This window comes from Nocardia nepalensis (assembly GCF_048910785.1).
In the GTDB taxonomy this organism is placed as follows: domain Bacteria; phylum Actinomycetota; class Actinomycetes; order Mycobacteriales; family Mycobacteriaceae; genus Nocardia; species Nocardia nepalensis.
Genome location: NZ_JBKBET010000020.1, coordinates 848306 through 864906, shown reverse-complemented (window position 1 = coordinate 864906; position 16601 = coordinate 848306). Strand labels below are relative to the sequence as shown.

General features: G+C 67.4%; 17 protein-coding genes. 9 read left to right on the top strand and 8 right to left on the bottom strand.

Going from position 1 to position 16601, the window contains the following annotated elements:
* The first annotated feature begins 159 nt into the window (after positions 1-159).
* On the top strand, positions 160-2160 hold the full coding sequence (locus ACHQ4I_RS15215; RefSeq protein WP_420772348.1) for an ArnT family glycosyltransferase: 2001 nt from the start codon (positions 160-162) through the stop codon (positions 2158-2160).
* On the opposite strand, the gene ACHQ4I_RS15210 is transcribed toward ACHQ4I_RS15215, so the two are convergent.
* Positions 2133-2723, bottom strand: coding sequence for a carboxymuconolactone decarboxylase family protein (locus ACHQ4I_RS15210; protein WP_420772347.1), 591 nt, complete (start codon positions 2721-2723; stop codon positions 2133-2135). The two genes, ACHQ4I_RS15215 and ACHQ4I_RS15210, sit on opposite strands and share 28 nt — an antisense overlap.
* A 58-nt stretch (positions 2724-2781) precedes the next feature.
* On the opposite strand from ACHQ4I_RS15210, the gene ACHQ4I_RS15205 reads away from it, so the two are divergent.
* Complete coding sequence (locus tag ACHQ4I_RS15205) at positions 2782-3132, top strand: winged helix-turn-helix transcriptional regulator (RefSeq protein WP_420772346.1); 351 nt, start codon at positions 2782-2784, stop codon at positions 3130-3132.
* Positions 3133-3138: 6 nt separating this feature from the next.
* Here ACHQ4I_RS15205 and ACHQ4I_RS15200 read toward each other — a convergent pair whose 3' ends face one another.
* Positions 3139-4902: a hypothetical protein gene (locus ACHQ4I_RS15200; RefSeq protein WP_420772345.1), complete on the bottom strand. Its 1764-nt coding sequence runs from the start codon at positions 4900-4902 to the stop codon at positions 3139-3141.
* Positions 4903-4977: 75 nt separating this feature from the next.
* Here ACHQ4I_RS15200 and ACHQ4I_RS15195 point away from each other — a divergent pair, with 75 nt between their 5' ends.
* On the top strand, positions 4978-5550 hold the full coding sequence (locus ACHQ4I_RS15195) for a TetR/AcrR family transcriptional regulator (protein WP_420772344.1): 573 nt from the start codon (positions 4978-4980) through the stop codon (positions 5548-5550).
* Between the two features lie 141 nt (positions 5551-5691).
* Complete coding sequence (locus ACHQ4I_RS15190) at positions 5692-6714, top strand: medium chain dehydrogenase/reductase family protein (RefSeq protein WP_420772343.1); 1023 nt, start codon at positions 5692-5694, stop codon at positions 6712-6714.
* A gap of 8 nt (positions 6715-6722) precedes the next feature.
* Here the strand turns inward: ACHQ4I_RS15190 and ACHQ4I_RS15185 are convergent, their stop codons facing one another.
* Positions 6723-7187 (bottom strand): hypothetical protein, encoded by a 465-nt coding sequence (locus ACHQ4I_RS15185; RefSeq protein WP_420772342.1) that lies wholly within the window; start codon positions 7185-7187, stop codon positions 6723-6725.
* Between the two features lie 288 nt (positions 7188-7475).
* Here ACHQ4I_RS15185 and ACHQ4I_RS15180 point away from each other — a divergent pair, with 288 nt between their 5' ends.
* Positions 7476-8426, top strand: a complete 951-nt coding sequence (locus ACHQ4I_RS15180) for a GlxA family transcriptional regulator (RefSeq protein WP_420772712.1) — start codon at positions 7476-7478, stop codon at positions 8424-8426.
* An 80-nt stretch (positions 8427-8506) separates the two neighbouring features.
* Here the strand turns inward: ACHQ4I_RS15180 and ACHQ4I_RS15175 are convergent, their stop codons facing one another.
* Complete coding sequence (locus ACHQ4I_RS15175) at positions 8507-9229, bottom strand: TetR/AcrR family transcriptional regulator (RefSeq protein WP_420772341.1); 723 nt, start codon at positions 9227-9229, stop codon at positions 8507-8509.
* 95 nt (positions 9230-9324) lie between these two features.
* On the opposite strand from ACHQ4I_RS15175, the gene ACHQ4I_RS15170 reads away from it, so the two are divergent.
* Positions 9325-10926: an FAD-dependent monooxygenase gene (locus tag ACHQ4I_RS15170; protein WP_420772340.1), complete on the top strand. Its 1602-nt coding sequence runs from the start codon at positions 9325-9327 to the stop codon at positions 10924-10926.
* A 93-nt stretch (positions 10927-11019) separates the two neighbouring features.
* Positions 11020-11352 carry a hypothetical protein gene (locus ACHQ4I_RS15165; RefSeq protein ID WP_420772339.1) on the top strand — a complete coding sequence of 111 codons (333 nt, stop codon included), beginning with the start codon at positions 11020-11022 and terminating at the stop codon, positions 11350-11352.
* Positions 11353-11643: 291 nt separating this feature from the next.
* Here the strand turns inward: ACHQ4I_RS15165 and ACHQ4I_RS15160 are convergent, their stop codons facing one another.
* The 4 genes from ACHQ4I_RS15160 to ACHQ4I_RS15145 all read right to left on the bottom strand — a co-directional run bounded on the left by ACHQ4I_RS15160 (position 11644) and on the right by ACHQ4I_RS15145 (position 14240).
* A complete protein-coding gene (locus ACHQ4I_RS15160; RefSeq protein ID WP_420772338.1) occupies positions 11644-12186 on the bottom strand; it encodes a hypothetical protein in 543 nt (180 codons plus the stop codon).
* Positions 12187-12395: 209 nt separating this feature from the next.
* A complete protein-coding gene (locus ACHQ4I_RS15155) occupies positions 12396-13094 on the bottom strand; it encodes a DUF305 domain-containing protein (RefSeq protein ID WP_420772337.1) in 699 nt (232 codons plus the stop codon).
* Positions 13095-13180: 86 nt separating this feature from the next.
* Entirely contained in the window at positions 13181-13597 is a 417-nt protein-coding gene (locus ACHQ4I_RS15150; RefSeq protein WP_420772336.1) for a DUF6153 family protein, read from the bottom strand.
* A 64-nt stretch (positions 13598-13661) separates the two neighbouring features.
* Complete coding sequence (locus ACHQ4I_RS15145; protein WP_420772335.1) at positions 13662-14240, bottom strand: AMIN-like domain-containing (lipo)protein; 579 nt, start codon at positions 14238-14240, stop codon at positions 13662-13664.
* A gap of 128 nt (positions 14241-14368) precedes the next feature.
* On the opposite strand from ACHQ4I_RS15145, the gene ACHQ4I_RS15140 reads away from it, so the two are divergent.
* Complete coding sequence (locus tag ACHQ4I_RS15140) at positions 14369-15517, top strand: class I SAM-dependent methyltransferase (RefSeq protein WP_420772334.1); 1149 nt, start codon at positions 14369-14371, stop codon at positions 15515-15517.
* A gap of 150 nt (positions 15518-15667) precedes the next feature.
* A complete protein-coding gene (locus ACHQ4I_RS15135) occupies positions 15668-16513 on the top strand; it encodes a Bax inhibitor-1/YccA family protein (protein WP_420772333.1) in 846 nt (281 codons plus the stop codon).
* Positions 16514-16601: the final 88 nt, after the last annotated feature.

Genomic DNA, 16601 nt, shown 5'->3' with positions numbered 1-16601 from the left:
TCCACACTCACGGCTTCGGTGGTGAGATCGAGTGGTTTCGCGCCCCGTTACGGCATAGAACGCCCCAAATCCCATGGTCAAAGGGGTTGGGGGCAGGCTCACAGCAGACTGACAGCAAATGCAAAGGCGGCCCACCGCTACGGCTGTGATACTCCCCGGGTGACAGTGACCAGTGCCCCGTCCCGGCCCGATACGACCCCGCCGGATACGACCGCGCCGTTCTCGACGACGGCATTGCCGCCGATCCGGCGGTGGGAGCGTATCGGCTTGGCGGTGCTGCTGATCGGGACCGCGGCGGCCTATCTGTGGAATATCACCGTCAATGCCATGGGCAACGGCTTCTACGCCGCCGCGGCGTGGTCGGGCTCGCGGGATTGGAAGGCACTGCTGTTCGGCTCGCTCGATCCCGGGGATTTCATCACGGTCGACAAGCCGCCGGTATCGCAGTGGGTGATGGGGCTCTCGGGTCAGCTGTTCGGCTTCAGCAGTGCGAGCATGCTGATTCCGCAGGCGCTGATGGCGGTCGCGACGGTGGCGCTGATGTACGGGGCGGTGACCAGGGCGACCGCGAGCCGTGGCGCGGGACTGCTCGCCGGTGCCGTCTTCGCGGTGACGCCGGTGGTGGCGTTGATGTTCCGGTTCAACAACCCGGACGCGGTCATGGTGCTGCTGATGACGGCCGGTGCGTACTGCACCATCCGATCACTGCGGCAGGCGAGCGTGCGCTGGCTGATGCTGGCGGGCGTCGCGCTCGGGTTCGCATTCCTGGCGAAGATGCTCGAGGGGCTGATGGTGTTGCCCGCGTTGGGCATCGGCTATCTGATCGTCGCGCCCACCGCACTGCGGACGCGACTGCTGCACCTGCTCGCCGCGGCGGGCGCGCTGATCGTCTCGTCCGGTTGGTTCGTGCTGCTGACCCTGCTGTGGCCCGAATCCTCGCGGCCATATCTGGCCGGGTCGACGAACAACACCTTCATGGATCTGGTGCTGGGCTACAACGGGTTCGCGCGCTTTCTGGGCCGGAACCATAAGGGCGGCAACCGCTTCGAGCTGCCACCCGGTTACGAGATGCCGCACAGTGCCGGACCCGGACAGGGCTTCGGCGGTTTCGGCTCGGGACCGGATCGGTTGTTCACCGGCGAGATCGGATATGAGATCTCCTGGCTGCTGCCCGCCGCGATCCTCGCCTTCGGATTGGTGCTGGCGTCCCGGTGGCGTGCGCCGCGCACCGACCTGGTGCGTGGTGCGGCACTGACCTTCGGGCTGTGGCTGATCATCGACGGCGTCGCCTTCTCCACCATGAAGGGCGGCATGCACGCGTATTACACCTTGGCGATCGGACCCGCCGTGGCCGGGATGTTCGCGCTCGGCGTGCACGAAATGTGGCGTCGCCGCGGCGACGCCTTCGGCGGCATCGGCTCCGCCGCACTCATTCTGTCCGCGGGTATATGGGCCTTCGTCGTCCTGCAGCGGAACTCGGATTGGCAGCCCTGGCTGCGCTGGACCATCCTCGCGATAACGGTGCTCGCGGCGGTCGGTCTGCTGGCGGCTTCGCTTCCGGCGGCCGGGCGACGCCGGATGCGGGACCGGGTGACCTCGGTGCTGGTGATCGCGGGTGTGTTCGCCGGTCTCGGCGGCTCGACGGCTTATGCGGTGGCGACGCTACCGCAGTCGCATACCGGCGGCAGTCCCACGGTCGGCCCGGCCCGCGCGCAAAAGAGCGGTCCCGCCGACGATGCGCAATCCGAGATCCGCCGGTTCATGAGCGGCGACTTCGCGCAACCGCGCGTGGTGACCATGCTGAGCGAGACGACGACGCGATGGTCGGCCGCCGTGGACCGCTCCTCGGCCGCCGCCACGCTCGAATTGGCCAGTCGCACACCGGTTATCGCGATCGGCGGCTTCACCTCCGACGATCCGGTGCCGACACTCGACCAGTTCCAGCAACTGGTCCGCGGCCATCAGGTCACCTATTACCTCGCGCAGGAGGTGAAGCTGCCCGATTCCTGGCGCGTGAAGGATGCCCCGGCACCGGAGCCCGACGACGAGTTGTGGCGGCCGATCGGCCACAAGGACATCGGTGACTGGGTGGCCGCGCATTATGAACCGGTCCACATCGGCAATGTCGCGGTCTACGACCTGACCGCGTCGCCACGCTGAGGAAAGCGCTTCGCCCAGGGTTCGAGTTCGATGCGGGCACTGTTGATTACGGTGCTGAGCAGGCGATACCAGCCCGCGATGATGATCAGTTCCAGGATCTGGTCCGCGTCGTAGCGTTCGGCCAGCCGGGTCCAGATCGCATCGGAGATATCGCCGGTGTCGTGGAGTTCGTCGGCCATGCGCACCAGCACGACGTCCGCGGCGGTCCACGCCGGATCATCGGCCGGACCGACCGCGGCGGCGTCGATTTGGGCGGCGGTGAGGCCGACCCGCGGACCCTGGAACGCGGCGTGCACTCCCCACTCGTACTCGGCCCCCGCCCGCGCGCAGGTGCGATGGATGACGATCTCACGCTCGCGCGGCGGCACGCGGCCGTGGCCGAGAATGCCCGCGCCGAGTGGGCGCATGCGCGAGAAGAGTTCATCGTGCACGGCCAGCGTGCGGAATAGGGTGAGCGGTTCGATCGCGGTTTCCGGCGGCATCCACTTCTTCAGTTGGGCGTCGATATCGGGTGCGTACGGCGGGCACAGTGGGGCGATTCGGGGTGTGGATTCGGTGGTCATGGATCGAACCTCGTTAGACTGCCATAGTGCTTCGAAAAACAGAGCAAGGACGGTCTCGATGGTAGCTTCGGAATCCGAAGCAGACAAGCTTCCGGTGGTCGGAAAACCCGTCCGGGGATCACACACCGGCCGCCCGATCATGGCGCTGCTGGATCTCCTCGGCCGTCGCTGGACGCTGCGGGTGCTGTGGGAGTTGCGTGACGGTGCCAGCGTCACCTTCCGCGAATTGCAGAGTCTGACCGGCGGGGTGTCGGCCAGCGTCCTGAACGATCGGCTGCGCGAATTGCGCGATGTGCGGATCGTCGAGACCGATTCGAAGGGGTACCGCCTGACCGTCGACGGCCTCGAATTGGTCGCGGCCCTTGGGCCGCTACAGGTTTGGGTCGGGCGCTGGGACGACCGCGCCTAGGCGCGGTCAACTGCTCGACAAGGCGACGGACAGTGCGCGGGCCGCCCCGGCCAATCGGCTGGGACCGCCGCGTCGCAGCACCGCATCGAGTCCGGGTAGCTCACCCCGCGTGCCCGATTTACGGGCGCAGTCGGCCGCCTCCGCCACCACGTCGGGCAGGCCGGGTGTGGGGTTGCTGGCGAACAGCACGGGCAGGATGGCCGCGAGCACAGGCCAGGTGCGGTGTGCGCCCAGCGCGCGCCGGACATCGCGCAGCGAACTGGCGAGTCGGCCGGTGGGTGCGCGCACGGGCAGTGCCCGCGCCAGCAGATCCGGCCGGAGTTCGTCGGCGCAGGCGAGTGCGACCAGTGCGTCGACGCCCGTGGTGCGGTCGCGGGCGTCGTCGCTCACGAGTGCGTTCATGACCGCACGGTGTACCTGCGGCCCCTTCGTGCCCGGCAGATTCACGATGCGCAGCAACCGATCTCGGTCCACCCAGGGCATCCACGCGGCCTGCACTTCCGGGATCGGTAGCTCATGCTCGGCAATCGGGCTGGAATACCAGCGCTCGTTGGCAGGCGGGCCACGCAACGCCGCGCTCAGGTACTGCGGGAACGCATCGGTTTCCGACCCGGAGTGACCATTGCGCAGCCAGGCGGCCAGGCGTGCGCCTTCGGGGGACCGAAGTGCGTCTGCCAGCAACAAAACCTCGGGTCGCGAGGTCGGCGCAACCCGCACCAGTGCTTGGGCGAAGTCGACCGGGCCGGGCCGCAGCCCTGAGTCGGCGTATTCGCGCAGTCGCTCGACGAGGTCGGCGGCATCGATCCGGCCATCGTCGAAGCTGGGTGTGGCCAGCGAGAACGGCGGTGGCACAGCGCCTTCCAGCAGCAGAGTGCCCCACTCGGCCATGCGTTCGGTCAATGGCGTGGAGCGGGTAGACCCGCGCGGCGGATAGCGCAGTGCGCCCGTGGCGATCGCGGCGAGGGTGCGCACCGACCACGGTTGCTTCCCGCACCAGCTGCGTTGCTGTTGACGCTGCCACCACGACGGATCCTGTTGCGCCGCAGGGACTTCGTGATCGACGAGCGGGCCGAGAGCCGCCGCCAACCCGTCGCGATCCTGGTAGGTGAAGCGGATGACGCCATCGAGGAACTGTTCATCCAGCGACCAGTCGTCGTGACGTCGCGCGGTCACCCGGCGGTACAGATCCACCGTCCCGGTAACCGTGCTCGGCACATCGAATGGTGCGAGCGCAGCCCGCGGCGGCAGCGGAAACCGCTCCTCGATCTCCCACGTCCGCGCCGCGTCCGCGAACTCCGCCCGCGTCTGCCCATCCGCCACCCGCAGCTGCCGGGTGATCATCCGCGCCATCCGCTCGCGCAGTGCGATATCCGCGGTCGTCTCGATGGCTTCCGCCAGCACCCGCACCGATGTCGAGGCGCACCCCGGCTCGCTCCGAACCGCCCGCGCCAACCAGCTCAACTGCGCGCGGACCAGCTTCTTCTCCGTCCGCGCCAGCACCGCCCGCGAGAGCGCCACCACCTCATCGCCCGCGAGCACCCCCTCCGCGTGCAATTCGACAAGCACGCTCTGCGCATGTGCGGCGGTGGTAGAGCGCCCCTCGACCAACATTCGCGAGTAGAACTCCACCCGCCCGGCACATTCCGCGACGCTGGCGTTCATCTCGGTGAGTTCCACCAGCCGCCAACGAATCTCGGACGGTCGCGCATCCGCCCGCAGCAGGCCCGTGAGCAGCCGCCCATGCTCGACCGCGCGCTCGGTATCCGCCATGGGCACACGGTAGAGGCAGGGACCGACAATTCGGGGGTTGACCGAAGCGGGCAGAGTGAGTGTATAGTCACTCACATGAGCAGGCGCGGTGTCTTACTTTCTACGTCGGAGATCCGGCGCGAGGCGGTGGTCGATGCCGCGATCGCCGAATTCGCGCAGGCCGGGTATCACGGCACGCCGATCAATACCGTTGCGGCGCGGGCGAATATCTCGCCCGCTTACGTGTTCAAACTGTTTCCGGGCAAGGTCGCCCTGTTCGTCGCGGCCCTGGATCGGTGCTACGAACTGGTGGAACGGGCATTGTCGGCGGGTGCGGCGCGGGTCGACGGCGCGGCTCCCGATGCGATCCTGCACGAGATGGGCGCGGCGTACGCGGAACTGATCGCCGACCGAAACCTGTTGCTACTGCAGGTGCACGCGCAATCGGCGGTCGATATTCCGGAGATCGCCGAGGCGGTGCGGCGCGGGCTCGAACGCGTGACGACCTTCGCGAAGACGCGATCCGGCGCAGCCGACGACGCGGTGCAGCGCTTTATGGCCTACGGCCAACTGTGCCATCTGATCACGACACTCGGGCTGGAGGGTCTCGATAGCGATTGGGCGCGAATGCTGAGTGCCGGTATCCGTCACGTCGATCCGAAGCAGTGAGGGTGGGGACTTAGCAGACGCTATTGCAGCCCTTGGGATTTCGATCTCTTGCCCCTCAGGGGCACTCTTTTTGACCAACGAGTGACTGTCCAGTCACTCACTCTCTTTACCTCGTAAATCACCAACCGAAAGGCCACCATCATGAACACCCTGGCGACCCAGATTCTCCTGCCCGGCCCCGTCGAACCGGCGGGCCTGCGGATCACCCACCGCGAGCTGCCCGAACCGGCCGACGGTCAAGCCATGGTGGCGGTCGAAGCCACCGGCATCTCCTTCGCCGAACAGCAGATGCGCCGCGCGAAGTACTACGACCAGCCGCCGTTCCCGTTCGTCCCGGGTTACGACCTCGTCGGCACGGTGACGGCAATCGGGGCGAATGTCGATCCGGCGCTGCTCGGCCGCCGCGTCGCCGCCCTGACCAAGATCGGCGGCTGGTCCAGCCATATCGTCCTGGACGCCGCCGACCTGGTCCCGGTCCCCGCCGGCCTCGATGCCGCCGAAGCCGAAACCTTTGTCGTGAACGGCATCACCGCATGGCGGATGCTGCATCGCATCGCCGAAGTGCGCAGCGGCGCGACGATTCTCGTGCACGGCGCCAATGGCGGCGTGGGCTCGACCCTGGTCCAGCTCGCCCGCAACGCCGGAATCCGCGTGCTGGGCACGGCATCCGCCCGGCACGCCGAAGCCGTCACCGCACTGGGCGCCGAGGCCATCGACTACCGCGGCGATGTGTCGGCGCAGGTTCGCGCCCTGGCGCCGGGCGGGGTCGACGCCGTCTTCGATCACGTCGGTGGTCCCGGGATCGTCGATTCGTTCCGCCTGCTCGCACCGCACGGCACGCTGGTTTCCTACGGCACCGCGTCCACCAAGGATGATCCGGGCAACTCGCGCCTCCCGGTGCTCGCGCTGGTGGGCCGCCTGATCTGGTGGAACCTGTTGCCCAACAAGCGGAATGCGCACTTCTTCAACGTCTGGGCCGGTAAGCGCAACCGCGCCCGATTCCGTGCCGAGATCGCCGCGGCTCTCACCGCGGTCTTCGACCTGGCCGCGGCCGGAACCCTGCACGCGCAGGTGGCCGCTCGTATCCCGCTGGCCGAAGCCGCTCGCGCAATGGAACTCGCCGAGTCCGGAACTGTCACCGGCAAGGTCGTGCTCGTCCCCTGAGGTCGAGGTCATGCCCCGGTCGTCGAACCGGGGCGGACGATCATCAGCACGGTGACCACGGTCCAGATGAGGTTGAACAGGCCGGTGAACATGGCCAGCTGGGCGGTGGTGGGAACCGGCCGGGGTGGTGAACCGGAAAGGGCGGCGAGGATGCGGGATTGATCGGGCAGGATTACCAGGGCGAGGATTCCGGCGGCCACTCCGGTCAGCGCGATGGAGATGGTGAGCCAGATATCGGTCAGGACACCGAGACTGGCCGCGGTGGCCAGACCGAAGACCGGGACCGCGAGGCCGATGCCGGCATAGACCCGGCAGATGCGGTGCAGGGTGCGGGTGGTGGCCAGGTGATGTGGATCGGTCGCGGTGGTGAACGCGCGACGGGCGGTCGCGGGAAACATGCTGGCGGCCACCGTCACCGGGCCGATGGCAATGATCGCGGCCAGAACGTGCAGCGAGAGTAGAAGTTTCGTCACGGCCCGGAACTCAGAAGGCGACCGTGGGGATGCGGCCAGCGCTGCGCCAGCGCAATTCCGCCAGTTCCAGCGGGTCGAATCCGTCGAATAGTACGAACTGGGCGAGCACCCGAATCAGCTCCTTCTCGTTGTCGGTGCTGCCGACGCTAGCGATCGGGAAGGAGTCCGGGAACTGGCGGAATTGCCATATATCAACGGATTCTCGCCATGCGGGCTGAGCTGGATAAACGAAGAATCTTCCAGGTCAGCTCAGTTGGCTGGAATCCGCTGGTGGCCTACGGTATCGGCATGCACACCGTGGCCGTCCTCGCCTTGGACCAGGTCCTGCCCTTCGACCTCTCCACGCCGATCGAATCCTTCACCCGCTGTCGGCTGCCCGACGGCCGCCCGGCCTACCGGGTCCGCGTCTGTGCCGCCACACCGACCGTCGAGACCGAACTCTTCACCATCCGGGCCCGCTGGGGACTGGAGGCATTGGCCGAGGCGGACACCATCGTCCTACCCGGCTGCGCGGATCCCAGCGTCGCGGTTCCCGCCGATGTCGTGGAAGCTCTGCGCGTGGCCGCGGCGAACGGCACCCGCATCGCCTCGATCTGCGTCGGCGCGTTCATCCTCGCCGCCACCGGACTGCTCGACGGACTGCGTGCCACCACTCACTGGCTGGCCGCACCGACCCTCGCCGCCCGCTACCCTGCGATCGACGTCGACCCCGATGTGCTCTATGTCGATAACGGCCAGTTCCTCACCTCGGCGGGCGCCGCCGCCGGAATCGACCTGTGCCTGCATATGATTCGTCGCGACCATGGTTCTGCGGTGGCCGCCGATGCCGCCCGCCTCGCGGTCATGCCGCTGGAACGCGAAGGGGGACAGGCGCAGTTCATCGTGCACGACCAGCCGCCGACGCCACAGGGCGCGTCGATGGAACCGCTGCTGCGCTGGCTGGAGGAGAATGCCGCCAAGTCACTCACTGTGGAAGATGTTGCGAACCAAGCGGGTATGAGCCCACGGACGCTCAACCGCCGCTTCCGCGAGCAGACCGGCAGCACGCCGCTGCAGTGGCTGCACCGAGCCCGCATCCGTCAGGCTCAATACCTGCTCGAAGCCACCAACCATCCGGTCGATCGCATCGCCACCCAGGTCGGATTCGGTTCGCCCACCTCGTTCCGCGACCGCTTCAAACGAGTCGTCGGCACCAGCCCGCACGCCTACCGCACCGCCTTCCAGAGCCTCGCCCGCTGAATTGCCGCCGCGCCGAGCGGCAAAGGCGACCGCAGGCCAGGCGGGCGGCCCGAGGCCGGGCCGGCAAACATCGCCCCAGGTCAATCTCGCTCGGAATCATCCACCCGGGCGGCGATCCCGTCGAGTACACACTCGAGTCCGAAGTCGAAGCGCTGGTCGGCGTCCGCATCGGCGGCATCGCGCACGCGGCGGGCGAAGTGGGGGTAGTCGTTGCCGGCGATCACTTCTCGAATGTAGGGCGCGACGGTCTCGCGCCACTGGTCCTCGGTGAGTCCGGTGCGACGTTGCGCTTGTTCCTCGGCGAGCTGGGCGGCGGTGGCGCCGAAGACGTAGGCGTGCACGGTATCGACGATGGCGGCCGCGTTCGTGATGTCCGGCGTCAGTTCGGTCGCCGCGGCGAGTGAAGTGTCGTGCAGGCGAAGGGAATTCGCGCCCAGAGTGGGTCGGCCGGTCAGCTCGGAGGCCAGCCATGGGTGACGGATCATGGTCTCGCGCAGATGTCGCGCGACGGCGGTGAGGTCGGCTCGCCACTCGCCGACGAGTTCGGGCGGCGCCACCTCGCCGCGGACCGCATCGATCATCAGATCGAGCAGATCGTCGCGACTGGCGACGTAGCGGTAGAGCGATGCCGTGCCGGATTCGAGTTCGGTGGCAATGCGGCGCATGGAAACGGCGTCGGGGCCCTCGCTGTCGGCCAGGCCGATGGCGGTGCGGACGATCTGCTCCACACCGGGAGCCTGACGCCTGGGGGTGCGCCGTTCCTTGCTCCAGACCAGCGCGGGGGTCTTCGCCGAATTCGTCACTGCCTGCTCCTTGACTGGCCGCCGTTGCGAACATCGTAGCAGTATGGCTACGGTGTTTCCGTAGTGAGTACGATGTAGCCATAAGGAGAGTTGTCATGCTGCCCACGAAGGTTCTGATCGCCGGAGGCGGCTCGGTCGGCCTGTTCATGGCGTTATTTCTGGCCCGGCACGGGGTCGAGGCGCTGGTCGTCGAGGCGCAGCCGGAGCCGTCGGCGCACCCACGTGCGACCGGCCTGGGCCCGCGCACCCTGGAATTCCTGCGCGAGGCCGGTGTGCTCGACGCGGTCGATGCCGTGGCCGTCGACATGTCGGTGGGCAATCTGGGCAAGCTCGCCGCGGTGACCCTCGCCGCGGCGAATCTGGCGGGACTGCCCGATGCCGCGCCCGCGCGTTCGGGGTGGCGCTCGGAACTGGTCACGCCGGCCGCGATTCGCGGCACCTGCCCGCAGCACCGGCTCGATTCGGTCCTGCTGCCCGCGGCCACCCAACTCGGCGCCACCGTGCGCTACGGGACCCGATTGCTGTCGTTCGAACAGGATGCCGATGGCATCACCGCACACCTCGATGACGGGCAGACCATCCGCGCCGAATACCTCGTCGCCGCCGACGGTGCGCGCAGCGGGGTGCGCGCGGCGCTCGGCGTCGGCACGACCGGTCCTGGGGCGCTCGGCAATCCGAAGATGAACATTCTCTTCCGCGCCGACCTGCGTCCGTATACCCAAGGGCGGCAGTTCGTCGCATGCGATATCACCACCCCCCGGGCGCCGGGCATCCTGATGACCATCGACGGTGCGAAAGAGTGGGTATTCCATAGTGATTACGACCCGGATCGCGGAGAATCCGCCGACGACTTCACCATCGAACGATGCGTCGAACTGATCCGTGCCGCGATCGGCGATCCGGATCTGGATGTGCAGGTGATCAGCAGATTGCCATGGCGCGCAAGGGGTTTGGTCGCCGAACGATTCCGCGAGGGGCGCGTATTCCTGGTCGGTGACGCGGCGCACGCGGTACCCCCGCTCGGCGCGTTCGGGTTGAACACCGGCGCGGCCGACGCGCACAACCTGGCATGGAAACTGGGCGCGGTGCTGGCCGGACACGCCGGTCCGGCGCTGCTCGACAGCTATGACGCCGAGCGTCGGCCGGTCGCGACGACCACCTTGACGCAAGCGCTGCTCCGCTTGAACGCCCCACGACTGCACTGGGATTCCAGCCCGGCCGCCGCCGCGGAGCGGGCGGTGCTCGGCATCATCAACGCCCCCGTCGTGCATTTGGGCTATCGCTATGACTCCGCGGCGGTGCTCGAACCACAGCCCGCGCTGCCCTCGACCGAGGATATCGACCTCGTTCTCGACGGCGCACCGGGATCGCGCCTCCCGCACGCCTGGGTGCAGCGGAACGAAACCCGGGTCTCCACACTCGATCTGGTGGCCTCCCGTTTCACGCTGCTGGTCGGACCGGACGGCGAATCGTGGCTGCGCGCCGCACAGGAGGTTGCCGACCGTCTGCTCGTACCCTTCCAGGCGGTAGTGATCGATGCGCCGGAGTGGCTACGGCAGGTCGGATTCACCGAGCGAGCCGCGCTGCTCGTGCGACCCGATCAGATCATCGCCTGGCGTGCGCCGATCACTCCGGATGATCCGGCCGACGCGCTCGCCCGAGCGCTCGCGCACATCCTCGCCCGTGCTGGTGCATAGCCCACCTGGCTGTTTCGGATCGGCGAGATGGGGGCACCCCACAGGCATCAGGCATCGAGGATCCAGCCTGACACCGAAATGTGAGGTACCACCATGACAGCGGAAGGGCCGTGGGAAATTCCCCCGCTCGACGACGCTCCGGATATCGCCCGGGCAACCGAGCCGCCGCCGGGAATCACGTTGGCGGACGCCAGAAATTGGCCCGGATTCGTCCTGCTGATCATCGGCGGACTGGTCGCGATCGCCGCCGCGGTGATCGGGGCGGTCGGCTTCCCCGGCGCGGCGTTCATTTTCGCGCTCCTGGCCATCGCCGCATCGCTGAGCGGCGTGGCGCTCGTATTGATCGAGCGCCGCGGCCACCGCCCGCAGCAGCGCGAGCCGGAGCAGTCATCGTCCTGGCAGCCGACCGTCCCGCCCGGCGCCTGATCGACCCTCGGTATTCGCCCATCAGTTCCTCGGCAACCATTGCCGTCGTCGGCGTCCGCCGGATCTCAGTGCTCAGCGCCGCGGCACCGAGGCGGGCGGCCGCGAGTCCGTCCAGGGTCGGAGTGAACAGCGCGGGCTGATCGAAGATCGGCACGGTGCCCACGGAGACGTAAACCGTTGGGTGGCCGCCGAGTTCGTCGATCGGGGGAGCGGATCGTCGGCGACATGCGGCTGAATCGGCCATGCGCAGCCTGACGCCGGTGCGCCCAGAAGGACGCGAAATGAGCTGTGTCAGTGACCTTTACAGGCGTCCTCGGCAATGTTCTTGGTGGCGTTGAACTTATCGATCGCGGCATTGAGGGTATCGGTCGGCGCGCGCCGATCGAGGGTGTCGGCAAGGGCGTTGGTGTCGTCGCGGTAGCTGCGCAGCGGGGTCGCCACGGCCAGGGGCACGTCAGAGGTCACCTTCGAATCGATGGTGCGTGCGTTATTGCGCAGCGTGGTGACGGCGTCATTGGCCTTGGTATTGGTCTCCGGGTCGTTGTTGCCCTTGCTATTGCTCGCGTCGATGTAATCGTTGAAGCTATGGATCGAGCTGCTGTTCGCGGTGGTGAAGGTGTCGCACGCGGTTCCGGTCGCCCGTTCGGCGGCGGCCGCGCGCGAGGAGGATGCGGCCACCGACGATGCCGTGACCTCGGAGGTGTACGCGGCGAGTTCGGTCTGGTTGACCTGCGCATTGCCGGTGATCTGCTTCGAGCACGCGCCGACGGTAAGGACACCCACCGCGGTCGCGGCCGCGGCGGCGACGAGGCCCGCACGTTCTAGACGTCGCATGTCGGTTTCCCCTCTCCTCCGAATACCCGGCCGCTGGAGGCGCGAAGGAGGCCGGACGTAAAAACCGTACTTGTTCGCGACCCGGCACGTCAGCCGACCGGACCCAGATCGATGACCAACTGATATCCAGCGGTAGGCGAAGTCGCACCGGTTGGCCGCACTGATCGCTCCGGGACGGCACCGGGCCCGGAGCGATCAGTGGTAATGCGTCAGCCCTGGCCGAGCAGGCCACGCATGGTGGCGATTTCAGCCTGTTGGGCGGCGATGATGGACGTCGCGAGGGCCTTCGCATCGGGGTTCATGCCGCCGGCGAGTTCGGTGTTCGCCATGGTGATCGCGCCGTTGTGGTGCTCGATCATCATTTCCATCCACTGCCGGTCGAAATCGGCGCCGGAAGCCGCGGCCAGGGCGTTCATCTGTTCGGTGGACATCATGCCCGGCATATTCGAGGTGCCGGGCATCGTGGTCATGGGCATCGATGTCATGCCGGGCATATGCATGGTGCTGGTCATGCTCGGCATCTCCATACCGTGCCCGCCGTGCCCCGTGCTGCTCGGCGCTGGCTTACCGAAGCTCTCCAGCAACTCGGTGATCTGTTGCATCTCCGGTGACTGTGCATTTTCGATATTCGCCGCGAGCGTGCGCACCTGCTCGTTCTGGGTGCGGCTCGGGACCAGCCGCGCCATCTCGACCGCCTGCGCGTGGTGCGGGTACATCATCTGCAGGAAGTTCACGTCGGCGTCGTTGAAATCGCTTCGAGTGGCGGGCTTTGCGGAGGTCACCTGGCCGCTCGATGACGTGCCGGAGGTGGATCCCGAGTTGTCGTTGCTACAGCCCGCGGCGAAAAGCGCTGCGGCGGTGGTGGTTACCGCGATGGCGAGGGTGATCCGGCTACGAGTGATGAACATGTCTGTGCTCCTGAAGAATTGCGAATGACTGGATTTCGGACAGGCGAAGGCCGCGACCGTGGTGGGCTACGGGCGCGGTGGGCCTGTCAGATCCGCAGAATCGACAATTCGGCCAGGGACGGCACGGTCCACGGTGGTGCGCGTTCGCGCACCGGCCGCCACTGGCGCGGCTTCGACACACCGCCACCCGGTCGATCGAGAGTGATCCAGTAGAGCAGGACGAGCAGCACAGCCGATGCCACGGCCGTGAGGATGAAGACGCAGGCGTGCATGCCGCCGTGGCCGGTGCCGCAACCGTCGCCGGTGCAGTCCGATCCGGCATGCTGATCGGCCGGCATGGCCATGGTCGGCATGTCGTCATCGGCCCGCACGGTATGCGCTGCGTGCGCAGGTGGGATCGCGAAAACCCCGGCGTGCATCGCCGCGATCCCCGCGAGCAGCACCAGCACGCCGAGCGCCCGGACGAGTCCGGTGGCGCGCGGAGGCAGGTGCGGTTCGACCACGCCGTCATTCTAGAGCGGGTCCTGCGGTCGAGCTCGAGATACCCCCATGCCGTATCGACACGGGTTATGCGGTCGCGATATCGATGACCAGCCGGGTGGGATTGGTCAGCGTGCTGACCGCGAAGGCCGGGCGATCGGCGTTCACCCCGATGAACGACTGGGTGGTGCCCTCGAAGACGCTGGTCCGGTAGACGCCCGCGATCATGGGCGCGCTCGGATCGGTCGCCGGGTCGGGACCGGAGTACGGCGTCACGCCGCTGTCGAACGGATAGGCCGAACCGGTGATCTGAACTGCCAGAATCGAGCGGCCCGCCACATCGACGACCTTTCCGCTGCCGTCTTGAATGGCCTGCTCGGTGTACTGCACGAGCCAGCCGGGCGTGCCGGCGCCGCCGAATTCGTAGACCACGCGGTCGAATCCGGGATGATGGCCGATTCGCAGGCCGGTCACGGTCACGCCCGCGGCACGGGATGGGGTCCCGCGCTTGGGCAGCGCATCGCGCGGGACATTGTCCGGCGCATCGGTCAGTGTGCCGGTCGTGGTGGTCGGGGTGGTCGTGGGGTTCGAGCTGGATCCGCCGTCGCCGCAGCCAACGAGCACCATCGCCGCGGCGGCGACCATCAGCACCATCCTGGTACGCATGTGGCTGATGGTATTGGCCAGCGAGCGCCCCGCCGGGGATTTGCGCCGACCCGGTGTTTGCCGCCGGAATGTCGCCGACACGCCGGGGCGCGCGCGATGTGTCGGCAACGATCTAGCACACTTGAGGTGTGGGAGATGTCGAGGACGTACTTGGCCGGCTGCGGCGGTATCCGGATGTAGAGGCGCTGAACCTCTACGCCGTCGATGCCGCCGACCGGCTGATTCTCGACGTGGCCGCGGATGCCATCGATGCCGCTGGCAGCGGGCGGATCGCGGTGATCGGCGACGCCTATGGTGCGTTGACTCTTGGCGCGATCGCCGGGCACGACCTGCGCGATATCCGGGTCCATCAGGACCTGCTCACCGGCGAACTCGCACTGGCCAATAATGCCCGCGCGCTCGGTCTCGCGGATCGCTATGCCGCGCATACGCTTTCCGAAGAGTTGCTCGCCGACGCCGAGGTCGTCCTGCTGCGATTGCCGCGCATGCTCGCCGGGCTGACCGAGGTCGCCGATGCCATCGCCCGCTACGCCGACCCGGCGGTGGCGGTTTTCGCGGGCGGCCGCGACAAATACCTGACCAAATCCATGAACGACGTACTGGCCGAATCGTTCGCGCAGGTGCGCGCGAGCCGGGGTCGGCAGAAGTCCCGCACGCTCTTGGTCAGCGGACCAAAACCCGTTGCCGCGCCGCCATTTCCGGTGCGTGAACGGATCGACGATATCGGCATCGAGGTGGTCGCGCACGGTGCCGCGTTCTCCGGCGCCAAATTGGATATCGGAACCCGATTCCTGCTGCAGCACTTCAAGTGGATGAAACCCGACGCCCGCGACGCCATCGATCTCGGTTGCGGCACCGGCATTCTGGCCGTGGCACTGGCCAAGGCGCGGCCCGGCATCCGCGTCATCGGCACCGATCAGTCGGCGGCCGCGGTGGCATCGGCGCGGGCCACCGCCGAGGTCAACCAGGTCGCCGATCGGGTGACGGTGGTGCGTGACGACGCCATGTCCTCGGCCGCCGACAACAGCGCCGATCTGGTGCTCTGCAATCCGCCGTTCCATGTCGGCGCGGCCGTGCACACCGGATCGGCGATCAAGATGTTCGCCGAGACCGGCCGGGTGTTGCGGCCGGGCGGTGAGCTATGGACCGTGTACAACTCACATTTGAACTATCGCGGCGTGGTTCAGCGGATGGTCGGCCAGACCGAGGTGATCGGCCGCAATCGGAAATTCACGGTCACGCGATCCGTGCGTGGGCTGCGTGACGTCCAGCGGTAGTAGAGTCCGATTTGTCCGTACCGAAGGGTTGCTCGGGAACTCGACCGGACCGACACACGTTGGACAACCTAGTTGGATATCGAGCGACCGGCTCGAACGGAACGGCTCGGCCACGGCGACGTGGATCACGACTCCAGAAAGGCATTCACGGTGCGCACCACTAGCAATCCGGTATTCCGTCAGCTTCCTCGGCAAGAGGGCGGTGGCTATGCCAACTTCGGATCAGGGGTGACGGGCGCGGGCCAGATGGGCCAGCAGTACGGCCAGTACCCCCAGTACCAGCCGTATCAGCAGGCCCCGACCACCCGTGCCATGACCATCGACGATGTGGTGACCAAGACCGCCATCACGCTCGGTGTGCTCGCGGTGTCGGCGATCGTCTCCTATGGCCTGACCAACGCCAACACCGCGCTCGCCCCGCTGTTCGCCGTCGGCGGTGGGCTGATCGGCTTCGTGCTGCTGATGGTCGCGGTCTTCACCAGGAAGATGGACAACCCCGTCGTGGTGCTCTCGTACGCGGTCTTCGAGGGTCTGTTCGTCGGCGCGCTGTCGTTCATGTTCACCAACATCGAATTCGGCGGCGTGGGCGGCAAACCGCTGATCGCGCAAGCCGTACTCGGCACATTCGGCGTCTTCGCAGGCATGCTCGTGGTCTACAAGACGGGCGCGATCCGCGTCACGCCGCGCTTCACCCGCGTTATCGTCGGCGGCATCTTCGGCATTGTGGTCCTGGGCCTCGGCAATGCGATCGCCAGCTTCTTCATCGACGGCGGCCTCGGCCTGCGCGACGGCGGCCCGCTGGCCATCGTCTTCAGCCTGGTCGCGATCGGTTTCGCGGCATTCAGCTTCCTGATCGACTTCGACGCCGCCGACCAGCTCATCCGCGCCCAGGCGCCGGAGAAGGCCGCCTGGGGCGTCGCCCTCGGCCTGACCGTCACCCTGGTCTGGCTCTACACCGAGATCCTGCGCCTGCTGACCTATTTCAACAACGACTGATCCGGCCAGCACAAAGGCGGTCACCGGTACTCCGGTGACCGCCTTCGTCTTTCGTGCGCACGGGGTGCGAATCCGCGCAGGAGCGCGG